The following is a 13,020-nucleotide window of genomic DNA, read 5'->3' as shown; positions in this document are numbered from 1 at the left end:
TCCGGTGCTCAATCCTGGAACGGAATATTCGCGCTTTTGACAATGGCGGAGTACCGCGCCAGGTCGTCCTGGATGATCCGGGCCAGGTCTTCCGGCGACCCGCCGGCCGGGACCAGGGAGAGGACCCGAGCCCGCTCCTTGAGCGCCGCCGCATCGACGGCCTGGTTGATCGCCTGGTTCAACCGCGCGACCACCGCCGGCGGCGTGCCCGCAGGCGCGGCCACGCCTTGCCACCAGACGATCTTGAAATTCTTCACGCCGGCCTCGGCCATCGTCGGCACGTCGGGGAAATCCGGGTCGCGCCGCTCGCCGCTCGTGGCGAATGCCTTGAGCTTGCCGTTCTGCACGTACTGCTTCACGTCGCCACCGCCCCATATGCAATCCGCCGTTCCGCCCAGCACGTCCTGCAAGGCCGGCGCGGCGCCACGATAGTGGACATGGAGCATGCGGCCTCCGGTCACCGAGTTGTACAAGCCGCCGAGCAGATCGTGTCCGGTACCCGGACCGGCCGTGGCATTCGTCAACTTGTCGGGATGCTCGGTGGTGTACCGGATCAGCTCGCCGATGGTGTTCGGCGGAATCGCGTGATTGCACACCAGCGTGGAGCTGTATACGAAGGCCCTCCCGACGGGCGCGAAGCTCTTTACCGGATCGAACGGCAAGGACCTCGACATGGCGGGCACGGTTCCGTGCGTGACCGAATTCGCGAAAAGCAGCGTGTAGCCGTCGGGCGGGGCATTGGCGACCGCCAGCGCGCCGATGCGCGCCCCTCCGCCGGACTTGTTCTCGACGATGATGGGCTGTCCAAGCCCGGCCGATAGATGTTCGGCCAACAGGCGGGCGGCCAGATCCGTGATGGCGCCCGGCGCATAGGGGACGATCAGGCGTAGGGGTTTATTGGGGTAGGTATCCTGCGCCATGGCGTTCGATACGAAACAGGCCGCCAGAACGGCGCTGGCCCCCGCGTGGGCGATGCGTCTCATTGGGATGTCTCCATGATTTTTTCGTTGCGCGCCGACAAGGCGGGTGCCGCGCTTCAAGCGGCGGCGGGCCGGCGACGGACGGGTCGTGGCGCGGGAGCACCCCGCGCGGACATCAAGCCCCCAATCGCTCTTCGGCGTCGAAGGTCATTCTTATCTTGGCGTATTCCTCGATCGTCTGGCGGCCGAAGCGGCGCTCGAAGTCCTCGCCGATACGGCGGGAGAACGACACGGTATCCTGCATCCGGCCCGGCCCCTGGATGATGACCAGCAGGCGGGAGGGCCGGCCCGCGGTATTCCGGAACGTGCGCATGACCAGCTTGGGCATCGCGATCAGGTCGCCCGCCTTGACGGGAACGACGGTCTCGTTGTCGAAGCCGGTACACATGTCGAAGGAACCGTCCAGCACGAAGAACGATTCCTGGGTGTCCGAATGCGCGTGGGGAGGCGGGCCATCGTTGCCCGCGCTGCACTCCGCGATGGAAATGTAGAGGCCTTGATGGCCATACATGGGAGCGGTGCGGGAGCGCCCCACGTGGCCCTCCGGCACGATCAAGGGGTACACCGAGCCGGCGGACAGCGACTCGGTGGCTTCGGCCGGGAGCCCTCCCGTGCGGTTGAGATCCTTCTTGTAGGGAACGAGCGTGTCGAAGCGCGTGACACGCTTCTCGATCCCGCCAGGCTCCGCATCGATGCCGGTGCCGTCCTCGAACCTCAGGCCAAGACGGCGGCGGGCCTCGACGCAAGCCGTATCGGCCAATGCGGGATCGAAGACCGCATCGTAGGTCCCGCCTTCCGGGACGCTCAGGCAGATCACCGCCCGCGCCGCGCCCGGTGCCCGGTTCACGATCTGGTGCAACAGGCCGGCAGGCACGGAAAACATGTCGAAGGGCCCCAGCGCGACCCGATGATCCAGCGCGGGGCCGAACGCAATGTCCAACCCGCCGTCCAGCGCGACGATATTCTCGATCGCATCGGCATTGCGCCAGGGTTCGGAGCGGGCGCCCGGCGGCAGGTCGAGCAAGCCGGTGCTGGCGGTTGCCGGGCAGGCGAGCGGCGCCTCCGAAAATCGCCCGCCGGTGCCAGGCGCGGCCATCAGCGGCTTGAGGCTACCCCCCCACAGCCGTTCGACCAGGGCGGTAAAGCGGCGTGCCGGCGCATCGTCGGCCACCCGGTAATCCGGCGCCGCGGCCAGTTGCCCCTGCATCTGTTCGAGGGTGAGCGCGCCGACACCAGCAACGTTGGCGTTCATGATGGACTCCAGCAGTGAAAGGCGTCATTGGACTGCCTTTGGCCAGAGGAAACCATGTTCGGCGGCAGATGCGGCCATGCCAGCGCATCAATGCGGAGAAGGCGCTTGCGTCGCGGCGACGCCGCGGCCCCGGGGCTCGGAAACACCGCGGCGCCCCAAGCCCCCCGGGCGCTAATACCGTACCGTGGACGCCTGGCCGTCCTGCCCGCCCCCGAACGCCGTCTTCCACGCCGCCCGGGCGGTCCGGACCTGCCCCAGCAACAGCCCCAGGTCGGACGCGAGCACGACGAAATCCGCCCCCTGCCGGGCCAGCGCGGCGGCCGATTCCAGCGTAGCCGCCAGCGTCCCCACCGGTTTGCCGATCCGCTTGCAACGGGCGATCGCCGACGCGGTGGCGGCCTGGACGTCGGGATGGGCGCCGTCGCCGTAGAGGCCCATGCTGCCCGACAGATCGGTCGGTCCGATGAACACGGCGTCGACGCCCTCGACGGCCGCGATGTCCTCGATGCGGTCCAGGGCCTGCGGGGTCTCGATCTGCACGATCAGCCCGACGCCGGCATTGGCCCGCCGGAAATGATCCGCCACGGCGCCGAAGCGCGACGCGCGGCTCAGCCCCGCCATGCCCCGCAGCCCCTGGGGCGGATAGCGGACGGCGGCGGCGGCGCGCGCGGCCTCCTCCGCGTCCTGCACGAAAGGCACCAGCAGGGTGGCGGCGCCCGCGTCCAGCAGCCGCTTGATGATCACCGGTTCGTTCCATGGCGCCCGCACTACCGCGAGCATGGGCGTGCTACCGATCGCCATGAGCATGTGGGCGACATCGGCGACATCGATCGGCGAGTGTTCGGCGTCGACGATCGCCCATTCGAAACCATTGCAGCCGATCGCCTCCGCGACGATGGGGCTGCCCGACATGAGAAAGATGCCGAGCGGAGCGGGACCGCCGCCGCGCAGACGGGCGATGAAGGGATTCATGGCAACGGTTCCCCAGGGGCCTGGACAGGAATGCCCATGGTCATTCGGGCTGGATGCCGGCCGTTTCGGCCACCGCGGCCCAGCGCTCGAGATCGCGGCGGATGGAGCTTGCGTAAGCCTCCGACGTGCTGCCCACCGGTTCGACGCCGATATCGAGAAAGCGCTTGCGGACGTCCGGCTTGGCCACCATCTTCACCAGTACATTCTGCAACCGGGCGACGACCTCGCCCGGCATTCCCGCCGGGCCGATCAACCCCACCAGCGTTGCCACCTCGATGCCGGGCAGGCCCGCCTCGGCCACCGTCGGCACGTCGGGAAAGATTTCGCTGCGCGTCTCGTTGGTATAGGCCAGCGCACGCAGCTTGCCGGATTTGATCAGCGCCGTCAGCGGCGGCAGGTCGGCGATCGCCATGGTGACCTGCCCGCCGACCAGCGCGGTGATCGACTCGCCGCTGCTCTTGTACGGAATGGCCAGGAAGCGCGTGCCGGTCTTCTGCTTGAACAGTTCGGTGGCGAGCTGGAACAGGGCCGCGCTCGACGCGTAGCTGACCTTCTCCGGGTTCGCCTTGGCATAGCCGACCAGTTCGTCCACCGTATGCACCGGCAGGGAGGCATTGACGGTAACCAGCAACGGCAGGCGCCCCACGATGGATATGGGAGAGAAATCCTTCTCGGACGAATATGGCAGCGACTTGCGCATGACCGGATTCATGACCAGCGGCCCCGACGGCGCCATCAACAGCGTATAGCCGTCGGGCGCCGCGTGCGCCAGATGCTCCATCGCCGCGATGCCCTGGGCACTGGGCCGGTTCTCGACGATGACCGGCTGCCCCAGCGCCTCGGCGATTTCCTTGCCCGCCATGCGCGCGAGGATATCCGTGCCGCCCCCCACTGAGTAGGGCACGATCAGGCGGATGGGCTTGGCGGGATACGCGGCGGGATCGGACTTCGCCGCCCCCGGGCCGGGCAGCGCGAGCGCGGCCGCAAGCACGATACAGGTCCAGATGCGATTCATGAGTGTCTCCTCGGATATTGTTGTGCCGCGGGTCGCGGTCGGAAGCTAGGACGCCGTTGCCGCGGTGGAAGCGGGGCTATCGTCTCTTTGCCGTCCCGGCTGCATGGGAAGCGAAAGCGGTTCGGCCCGCTTGCGCCAATGCTTGGTGGGCCGCCCCTCGCGCAGGGCGTCCAGCTCCCGCCAGAACACGCGGCGCAGCGTCACCACGCCCAGGTCGGATTTGCCGAGCATCTCGAGGCGGCGGTCCGCCACCACGCCCTGCCCTCGCTGCGCGACGTAGTCCTGGGCCGAAATCAGCCCGGCCAGGAAATCTTCCTCAGGCGGCGCCTTGCGCTGGTGAAAGAGCTCATCGTAGTGCTCGTCCGCGTTGTAGCCGCCGAACTCGCGGAAGTAAGCGCGAAAGCGCTCGTTGGCGTCGTCGTCGGCCGGCGCCATGGCGTAGATGGTGAAACGGGTGCTGTGCTCGTCGTCCTGGGGCACCATCCAGATGCCGAAATCGATCCACGGGTCGCCCTTGCGCAGGCCGGGCACCACCACGTGGTTGTTGTTGGGAAACGTCCAGTCGCTCTTGCGCACGTTGTCATGCGCGCGAACGGCGATCTGCTCGATGCCGGCTTCGTTCTCGACATAGGACAGGTCGGGCATCATCGTGGTGACGGCGTCGCCGAATGGTCCGACCCGCAGCGCCTGGTGGACGAAGCTGACGTGGACGGCATCCAGCGAGTTCTCGATCTGCTGGAACCAATTGATGCGCCATGTCTCCTTGGTCACGGCGATCAGGACGCCGGGCACTTCGAAGACATCCTTGCGCGGCAACTCGAACGCCGGCGCCTCGCCCTCGCCCAGGTAAGCGAAGACCATCCCGCAGTACTCATGCACGGGGTGGCCCGGAATGCGGCAACCCGGCGGGACACGCGCTTCCTTCTCGGCCGGCCGCTGCACGCACCGGCCACTGCCGTCGAACTGCCAGCCGTGATAGATGCACCGTATCTTTTCCCCCTGCACCCAGCCGGTATGCAGCAGGGTCTGGCGATGGCGGCAGCGACCTCCCACCAGATAGGGGGTGCCGCTTTCCCCGCGAAACAGCGTGAATGTCTCGCCCAGCGCCTCGACCGGCACGGCATGGCCGGGCAGGACGTCGCTCGACAGCGCGACAGGATGCCAGAACCGGCGCAGCAGTCTTCCCATCTCGGTATCGGGCGCCGTCTGCGTCAACAAGGCGAGCTGTTCCGCGCGGCCGGGCGCGGCGTTGGGCATATCCATGCAATCTCCAGGTAGATGAAAGGCGGGCGCGGTCCTATGGCTCAGAAGCCCACGGCCTCGGCACCCTTGAGGTTCAACATGTCGCGCGCCTGCGCCGGCGTGGCGACGGAAAGTCCCAATTCCTCCAGGATGCGGCGCATCCGGGCCACTTGTTCGGCATTGCTGCGGGCCAGCGTGCCGGGACCGCTCCAGAGGCTGTCTTCAAGGCCGACCCGCACGTTGCCCCCCATCACGGCCGCCTGCACGCCGGTGAACATCTGGTTGCGGCCGCAACCGAGCACGGACCAGAGATACTCGTCGCCGAACAGGCGGTCGGCGGTCCGCTTCATGTGGAGGATGTCCTCGGCATGGGCGCCGATTCCGCCGCGGATGCCGAACACCGACTGGATGAACAAGGGTCCGGGCAGCAGGCCGCGATCGCGGAAATGCGCCGCCGTGTAAAGGTGGCCGATGTCGTAGCACTCCAGTTCGAAGCGCGTACCATTGCCGCCGCAGGATTCCAGGATATGGGCGATATCCTTGAACGTATTGCGGAACACCCTGTCCTCGCTCTGCTCGAGATAGAGACGCTCCCAATCAAAGCGAAAGTCGCGGTGGCGCTTCAACATCTCGTACAGGCCGAAATTCATCGACCCCAGATTCAGCGATGCGATTTCGGGCGCAAGGCGCAGCGCGGGCTGCAACCGCTCTTGCACCGACATGGTCGGCGCGCCACCGGTGGTGATATTGACCACCACGTCGGACGAGGCCTTGATGCGCGGCAGGAAGCGCATGAAGGCTTCCGGCGTCTGGTCCGGCCGCCCATCCCCCGGGTCGCGGGCGTGCAGATGGACGATGGCGGCGCCCGCCTCGGCCGCCTCCAGCGCCGCCCCGGCGATTTCCTCCGGCGTGATCGGCAGGTACGGCGACATGCTGGGCGTGTGGATCGAGCCGGTCACGGCGCAGGAGATGATGACAGGGCGGACAGCCATGGTCAGGCCTCCCCCGCCACCGCCGCGCGCACCAGCAGCGCGCGCTCGGCAACCGACAGCTCCTGGCCGCGCAGGTCCTCGGGCCGCTCGTCGGCCAGCCAGGCGACGACCGCGGCGGCCAGGCCCGGCGAGGCCAGCCGGTCGCGCGGAATCCTGCTGATCTCGTTCATGCCCGACTGGCGGATGATCCCCTGCATGTCGGTATCGACCACCCCGGGTTGCAGGCTGTAGGCCGCGACGCCAGCGGCTCCGTACTCGTGCGCGACGCAGCGCGTCAACATGGCAAGGCCCGCCTTGGCGCTGCAATACGCCGACCAGCCCTCGCGCGGCGCCAGCGCGGCTCCCGAGCTGAGATTCACGACGGCCCCGGCGGCATGCGCCAGCGCCGGCAGCGCGGCGCGCAGCAGCCGGTACGGGCCGACGAGATTGGTCTCCAGGTTGCGGATCCAGGCCTGCGGATCGCCATCGGCAATGTGCGCGATCGGTTCGATAAGGCCGGCATTGTTGATCAGGACGTCGAGGTGGCCATGCTCGTCCAGCACCTGCCCGACGACGGCCCGCGCGTCGTCCGCGGACGTGACATCGCACCGCGCGACGCGGCATGGGATTCCCAACGCCTCCACCTCCCGCCTGACCGGCTCCGCCTGGACCGGATCGCGCACGGCGAGCACGCTGCCTATGCCCCGCCGCGCCAGCGCTACGGCAATGGCCGCGCCGATGCCGCGCGATGCGCCGGTGATGATCGCCACGCGCCTGGATGATGTCGATGTCATGAAGCCTGTCTCTCGTATCGTCGTTGGAACCGGCGGATCGGTCGGCCCGCCTTGGCGACATGTTCGCGCCGCGCACTGATCCAGTCCAATTGAAAATTCGGCTCAACTGATACACGATACGTATCATCACAACCGAGCACGCAACGGAGACGGAAATGGAGATGCGACAGTTGAAGTACTTCGTCGTCCTGGCGGAAGAGCTGCATTTCCATCGGGCCGCCGCGCGGCTGTCGATCTCGCAGCCTCCGCTCAGCAGCGCCATCAAGCAGATGGAAGCCGAACTCGGCACGCAGCTCTTCGAGCGCAATACCAAGACGGTGGCCCTCACGGCCGCGGGCCACGCCCTTTACCCGCAGGCCGTGCGCACGCTCGCCCAGTTCGAACAGGCCTGCACGGTCGCCCGGCGGACCGGCAGCGGCGTCCTGGGACAACTCCGTCTTGGCTATACCGGCGGCATGCTGCTGCGGGGCGCGCCGCAGATGGTGCACGAGTTCGAGTCGGCGCAACCGGGCGTGGAGGTCTCCTTGTGCGAGATGGCGTCGGCCGCACAGGCCGACGCCATCTCGCACCGCCAGCTCTCGGGCGGCTTCCTGCATGCCATGGTGGTGCCCCCCGAACTCGACTTCATCACGCTGCAGCGCGAGCCCTTCGTCTGTTGCCTGCACGCCTCCCATCCCCTGGCCTCGCGCCGGCGCATCAGCCTGCGCAAGCTCGCCGGCGAACCCTGGATCCTGTTTCCCCGGCACATCTCGCCGAGCTATTTCGACGCCGTCATCGCGCTGACCACCGCGGCGGGGTTTTCCCCGCAGATCAGGCACGAGGTCACGCACTGGATCAGCGCGGTCATGCTGGTCCGCCAGCAATCCGGCGTAGCCGTTCTTCCACAGGCCTTCGCGGCATCGGGCCTGGACAATGTCCGCTATCTGGCCATCCAGGAGACAGCCAGCGAATCGCTCGCCCACTTCGTCTGGCGCAGGAACGACGACGACCCGGCCTTGCAGCGCTTCGTTCGCCATGTCCGCGACTGGTCTGACCAATCCCGAGAATCCTCACATCGGCGGCCCAGGACCTTATAGAATTTTGATTCGAACCCGCTCTTCCCCGGAACCGGTCAGACCAACGCAAGGCATCCCGGACACTCCTTGGACTCATCCCCTTCCGTCCCCATGCGCCTCTCCGACCACGTCGCGGAGCAACTGCTGGCCTTGATACGCGCACGCGGCATGGCGCGCGGCGAACGTCTCCCGGCCGAGCGCAGCCTGGCGGCAAGCCTGGGCGTGTCCCGGGCGTCACTGAGGACGGCCATCCAGAAACTGTCCGGCCACGGCATCCTGTCCACCCGGATCGGCGCCGGGACGTTCCTGCATGCGGACGTGGAGGCATGGCCGCAGCCATCCCTATCGCCGCTGGCGGCGCTGATGCTGCATGACCCGATGTACCGCTACGACGTGCTGGAGACACGCCGGGCGCTGGAGGGCAGCGCCGCCGCGCATGCCGCCCTGCGCGCCAGCGCGCGGGACAAGGACAACATCCGCCGCTGCTTCGACCAGATGGTCGAGCACCAGCAACGCAAGGACGCGACGCTGTCGGCGCGCGCCGATGCCCGGTTCCACCTCGCCATCGCGGAGGCGTCGCACAACCTGGTGTTGATCCAGGTCATGCGCAGCCTGTTCGATCTCGTGCTGTCCACGGTGGCCCGGAGCCGGCACGCGATGCTCGTCCACGACCACCCACGCCGGCAGGACAGGCTGAACGCCCAGCACGGCGCCTTGATGCGCAGCATCCTCGACGGCAGGGCCGACGAGGCGCGCGCCGCGATGGGCGAACACCTGGACCACGTCCACGCCACCCTGAAAAAACTCGACGAAGACACCGCCCGCCAAGATCGCTCCCTGCGCCTGACCTCACCTGGCCACTCCCTATGATCATCTCTTCCGCCAGCGACTTCCGGGCCGCGGCCCAACGCTGCCTTCCGCCGTTTCTCTTCCACTACATCGATGGCGGCGCCAATGCCGAGCACACCTTGCGGCGCAACGTCGAGGACCTGGCCGACGTCTCGCTCCGGCAGCTCGTCCTGCGCAACATGACGGACCTGAGCCTGGAAACCCGGCTGTTCGGCGAGTCCCTCTCCCTGCCCGTGGTCCTGGCTCCCGTGGGCCTGACCGGCATGTATGCGCGCCGGGGCGAGGTCGCCGCGGCGCGCGCGGCCGCGGCGAAGGGCATCCCGTTTACGATGTCCACCGTGTCGGTGTGCCCCATCGAGGAAGTCGCGCCCGCCATCGGCCGGCCGATGTGGTTCCAGCTCTATGTGCTCAAGGACCGCGGCTTCATGCGCAATGCGCTGGAGCGGGCCCGGGAAGCCGGTTGCTCCACCCTGGTATTCACGGTCGACATGCCCGTGCCCGGCGCGCGGTATCGCGATGCCCACTCGGGCATGAGCGGTCCGCACGCCGCGCTGCGACGCTACGGGCAGGCCATCGCTCACCCTCGATGGGCGTGGAACGTGGGCCTGCGCGGCCGGCCCCATGACCTGGGCAACATTTCGGCCTACCTGGGCAAACCGACCGGCCTCGAAGACTACATCGGCTGGCTGGGCGCCAACTTCGACCCGTCGATATCATGGAAGGACCTGGACTGGATCCGCGAGTTCTGGCAAGGCCCCATGGTCATCAAGGGCATACTCGATCCGGAAGATGCGCGCGACGCGGTGCGTTTCGGCGCCGATGGCATCGTCGTGTCGAACCACGGCGGCCGCCAGCTCGACGGCGTTCTTTCGTCGGCCCGCGCCCTGCCCGCCATCGCGGAGGCGGTCAAGGGCGACATCAGGATCCTGGCCGACTCCGGCCTGCGCAGCGGCCTCGATGTCGTGCGCATGCTCGCGCTGGGCGCCGACGCCGTGATGCTGGGCCGCGCCTATATCTACGCGCTGGCCGCGGGCGGCGAAGCCGGCGTGGCCCGGCTGCTCGACCTGGTGGAAAAAGAAATGCGGGTGGCCATGACGCTGACGGGCGTCAAGTCGGTGGACGCCATCTCGGGTGACCTGCTGGCGCGCTGATGCGCGCGCTGGGCGGCGTCTCAGTGATAATCGTCTTCGCGCTGATGACGTACTGCAAGAACAGTGACCGAATCGGGTCCATCGATCTCGAACAAGGCGACATGGCCCGCACGACCGAACGGAATCACCAACTCACGCAAGTAAGGTGAATGCGGTGTCGCCTTTCTGCAGGTGTAGGGCGAACGCTCGAGAATGCAGATGCCATCCTGGATCGCAACCAGAGCATGGACAGCCAAGTCCATGGCATCGGGATCCCGCTCCAGGATAAAGTCATAGAGCCGGATAAGATCCTGCTCGGCTTCCCGCGTGAAGCGAACACGGTACGTCAAGACCGCTTGCGCCGGTCGGCCTGGGCGGCCTCAAAGCGCTGCCGCAGCGTATCCAATACGGCTTGCGCTGGAACGTAGTCGCCTGATTCCCGCGCCAGGTCGCGCGATGCCAAACCTCTGGCCAGAAAAACCGTCTGCGCCTCACGGCGCGACACCGCCGAGCGGACCGCCTGCTCGACAAAGCTGGACAAACTCTCGCCCGCCTCGAGAACTCTTTCGGCAGCCTCACGCAGTTCCGGCTCGACCCGCAAGGGAGGAAGCGTGGCAGTTTTCATGGCATTCCCAGTACGCATCGCATTTGCAATACACTAACTCGACGAAAGTCGATTGGCAAGCCGGGCGAACCCATCAAACGACCACTTCGGCCCGGATGGCCTCGCGCACGCGCGCGGCCATCGCATGGCGGTGATCCTCGTCGCCGCCGTCGGCGGCGACGGCGGGCAGGTAGACGACCTGGACCGCCATGCCGGTCGAACCCAGGACCCGCCACGCATTGCCCAGCAGGGTTTCCTCGCCCACGTACGCGGCCACGGCGGTGCGCTGGCCGTGCTGGAGATAGCGCAGCGCGACCGGCACCACGGGTACGCCGGCGCGCCGCGCGGGCTCGAACAGGGCGGCATGGAAGGGCAGCACGTCGAAACCGTCCGAGGTGGTCCCCTCGGGGAACAGTCCGATCAACTGCCCCCGGTCGAATCGCTCGCGCATGGCCTGGGCCACGTGATGCAGCGCGCGCCGGTTGCCGCGTTCGATGAACACCGTGCCGACTCCGGCGATCAGCCAGCCCAGCACCGGCCAGGAACGCAATTCCTGTTTGCCGACGAAGATGGTGCATCGCACGCTGCTGAGCGCGTAGATGTCCAGCCACGACACGTGGTTGGCGATCAACAGGGCCGCCCCGTCGACAGGCGGGTGGCCGCTGACGTAGACGTCGACGCCGCACCAGCGCAGCAGCCAGCGGGACCACCAGTTGTTGATCCGGTCGCGCCGCGCCACCTCGAACCGCCGGAACACGGTGGCCAGCACGATGAGCCCGAATATCACCCACAGGGTGACGAGCAGGAAACGCAGCGAAAACCGCAGCAGGTGCGCGGCCAGGCGAAACCAGGCAAGCACGATCAGGCCGTCGCCTCGTAGGCCACGTGACCCGCGACGATGGTCATGCGGACCTTGCCGGGCAGCTCCATGCCCAGGAACGGCGTGTGCTTGCCCTGGCTCAGCAGGCTGTCCTCGCTGACCAGCCAGTGTTCGTCCAGGTCGACCAGGCAGAGATCGGCCAGCGCCCCGGCGCCCAGTTGCCCGCACGAGGCCAGCACCTTGGTGCCCAGGACCCGGGCGGGTTCGCTGGTGACCCGCGCCACCGCGCGCGCGACCGGCAGGTCGGCGTCGCGGGCCCATTTCAGCGCCAGCGACAGCAGCAGCTCCAGGCCTGTCGCGCCGGGCTCGGCCTCGGCGAAGGGCAGCAGCTTGTAGTCCTCGTCCACCGGCGTGTGGTCCGAGCAGATCGCGTCGATGGTGCCGTCCGCCAGCGCCGCCTGGATCGCGTCGCGGTCGCGCTGGCCGCGCAGCGGCGGCGTCAACCGGCAATGCGCGTCGAAGTAGCCGATGTCCACGTCGGTCAGGTGCACGTGGTGGGCGCTGACGTCGCAGGTCACGGGCAGGCCTTCGGCACGGGCGCGGCGCACCAGTTCGATCCCGGCGGCGCTGGAGATGCGGCACAGATGCAGGCGCGCGCGCGTGGCGCGCTGCAGCTCGAACAGCGTGTGCAGGGCGATGGTCTCGGCCTGCTCGGGAATACCTGCCAGCCCCAGGCGCGACGCCATGGCGCCGCTGGCGGCCACGCCCTCGCGGGCCAGCCAGGGATCTTCGGGGCGCAGCCACAGCGCGTAGTCGAAGGTACGGGCGTACTGCATGGCGCGCAGCAGCACATTGGTGTCGGCGATGTGCGCGTCGGCCTGCGAGAACGCCACGCAACCGGCCTCGGTCAGCTCGGCCATCTCGGTGATGATCTCGCCCTTCAGGCCGACGGTCATCGCGCCCAGCGGGTAGACGTGCGACTGGTTGAGCTGGCGCGCGCGGTGCTTGAGCATCTCGACCAGGCCGGGCTCGTCCAGCACCGGGTCGGTGTCGGGCGGCAGCACCAGGCTGGTCACGCCGCCCGCCAGCGCCGCCTGCAATTCGGACTCCAGCGTGGCGCGGTGCTCGAAGCCGGGCTCGCGCAGCCGGGCGGACAGGTCCACGAGGCCGGGCAGGACCGCCAGGCCGCGCGCGTCGATCAGGCGATTGGGCACGAAGCCCCCTGGCGCCTGGCCGATGCCGACCACGCGTCCCGCGGCGATGTAGATGTCGTTGACGGCGTCCACGCCGTTGGCCGGGTCGATCAGGCGGCCGCCCTGGATATGGATTTTCATGG

General features: G+C 67.9%; 14 protein-coding genes. 3 read left to right on the top strand and 11 right to left on the bottom strand.

The window, feature by feature from the left end; translation table 11 throughout:
* Positions 1–8: 8 nt before the first annotated feature.
* From AC1Q6E_RS02250 to AC1Q6E_RS02220, 7 genes are all read right to left on the bottom strand, one after another.
* Positions 9–983, bottom strand: coding sequence for a Bug family tripartite tricarboxylate transporter substrate binding protein (locus AC1Q6E_RS02250; protein WP_492572117.1), 975 nt, complete (start codon positions 981–983; stop codon positions 9–11).
* 112 nt (positions 984–1,095) lie between these two features.
* Positions 1,096–2,232: a cupin domain-containing protein gene (locus AC1Q6E_RS02245; RefSeq protein WP_492572116.1), complete on the bottom strand. Its 1,137-nt coding sequence runs from the start codon at positions 2,230–2,232 to the stop codon at positions 1,096–1,098.
* A 171-nt stretch (positions 2,233–2,403) separates the two neighbouring features.
* Positions 2,404–3,204: an HpcH/HpaI aldolase family protein gene (locus AC1Q6E_RS02240; protein WP_152798188.1), complete on the bottom strand. Its 801-nt coding sequence runs from the start codon at positions 3,202–3,204 to the stop codon at positions 2,404–2,406.
* Positions 3,205–3,244: 40 nt separating this feature from the next.
* Positions 3,245–4,219, bottom strand: a complete 975-nt coding sequence (locus AC1Q6E_RS02235; protein WP_152798189.1) for a Bug family tripartite tricarboxylate transporter substrate binding protein — start codon at positions 4,217–4,219, stop codon at positions 3,245–3,247.
* A 45-nt stretch (positions 4,220–4,264) separates the two neighbouring features.
* The gene (locus AC1Q6E_RS02230) at positions 4,265–5,482 is read right to left on the bottom strand and encodes a Rieske 2Fe-2S domain-containing protein (RefSeq protein WP_296558628.1); all 1,218 of its coding nucleotides are present in this window, start codon (positions 5,480–5,482) and stop codon (positions 4,265–4,267) included.
* 41 nt (positions 5,483–5,523) lie between these two features.
* On the bottom strand, positions 5,524–6,453 hold the full coding sequence (kce, locus tag AC1Q6E_RS02225; protein WP_492572115.1) for a 3,5-dioxohexanoate:acetyl-CoA acetone transferase: 930 nt from the start codon (positions 6,451–6,453) through the stop codon (positions 5,524–5,526).
* A gap of 2 nt (positions 6,454–6,455) precedes the next feature.
* Complete coding sequence (locus AC1Q6E_RS02220) at positions 6,456–7,226, bottom strand: SDR family NAD(P)-dependent oxidoreductase (protein ID WP_492572113.1); 771 nt, start codon at positions 7,224–7,226, stop codon at positions 6,456–6,458.
* 155 nt (positions 7,227–7,381) lie between these two features.
* Between AC1Q6E_RS02220 and AC1Q6E_RS02215 the strand changes: the two genes are divergently transcribed.
* The 3 genes from AC1Q6E_RS02215 (at position 7,382) to lldD (ending at position 10,281) form a co-directional block, all read left to right on the top strand.
* A complete protein-coding gene (locus tag AC1Q6E_RS02215; RefSeq protein WP_152798192.1) occupies positions 7,382–8,302 on the top strand; it encodes a LysR family transcriptional regulator in 921 nt (306 codons plus the stop codon).
* A 90-nt stretch (positions 8,303–8,392) separates the two neighbouring features.
* Positions 8,393–9,151: a transcriptional regulator LldR gene (gene lldR, locus AC1Q6E_RS02210; RefSeq protein ID WP_492572194.1), complete on the top strand. Its 759-nt coding sequence runs from the start codon at positions 8,393–8,395 to the stop codon at positions 9,149–9,151.
* A complete protein-coding gene (gene lldD / locus AC1Q6E_RS02205) occupies positions 9,148–10,281 on the top strand; it encodes an FMN-dependent L-lactate dehydrogenase LldD (protein WP_492572112.1) in 1,134 nt (377 codons plus the stop codon). Before lldR ends, lldD begins: the two co-directional genes overlap by 4 nt.
* A gap of 20 nt (positions 10,282–10,301) precedes the next feature.
* Here lldD and AC1Q6E_RS02200 read toward each other — a convergent pair whose 3' ends face one another.
* The 4 genes from AC1Q6E_RS02200 to AC1Q6E_RS02185 all read right to left on the bottom strand — a co-directional run bounded on the left by AC1Q6E_RS02200 (position 10,302) and on the right by AC1Q6E_RS02185 (position 13,018).
* Positions 10,302–10,610 carry a type II toxin-antitoxin system RelE/ParE family toxin gene (locus AC1Q6E_RS02200; RefSeq protein ID WP_152798194.1) on the bottom strand — a complete coding sequence of 103 codons (309 nt, stop codon included), beginning with the start codon at positions 10,608–10,610 and terminating at the stop codon, positions 10,302–10,304.
* On the bottom strand, positions 10,607–10,885 hold the full coding sequence (locus tag AC1Q6E_RS02195) for a YlcI/YnfO family protein (protein ID WP_152798195.1): 279 nt from the start codon (positions 10,883–10,885) through the stop codon (positions 10,607–10,609). Before AC1Q6E_RS02195 ends, AC1Q6E_RS02200 begins: the two co-directional genes overlap by 4 nt.
* Positions 10,886–10,958: 73 nt before the next feature.
* Positions 10,959–11,723 (bottom strand): lysophospholipid acyltransferase family protein, encoded by a 765-nt coding sequence (locus AC1Q6E_RS02190; protein ID WP_296556848.1) that lies wholly within the window; start codon positions 11,721–11,723, stop codon positions 10,959–10,961.
* Between the two features lie 2 nt (positions 11,724–11,725).
* On the bottom strand, positions 11,726–13,018 hold the full coding sequence (locus AC1Q6E_RS02185; protein ID WP_152798197.1) for a dihydroorotase: 1,293 nt from the start codon (positions 13,016–13,018) through the stop codon (positions 11,726–11,728).
* Positions 13,019–13,020: the final 2 nt, after the last annotated feature.

It is taken from the genome of Pigmentiphaga sp. MLSB6-MA01 (assembly GCF_058793475.1).
The sequence above is the reverse complement of the archived record's forward strand: the minus strand, read 5'-3'. Positions and strand labels throughout refer to the sequence as shown.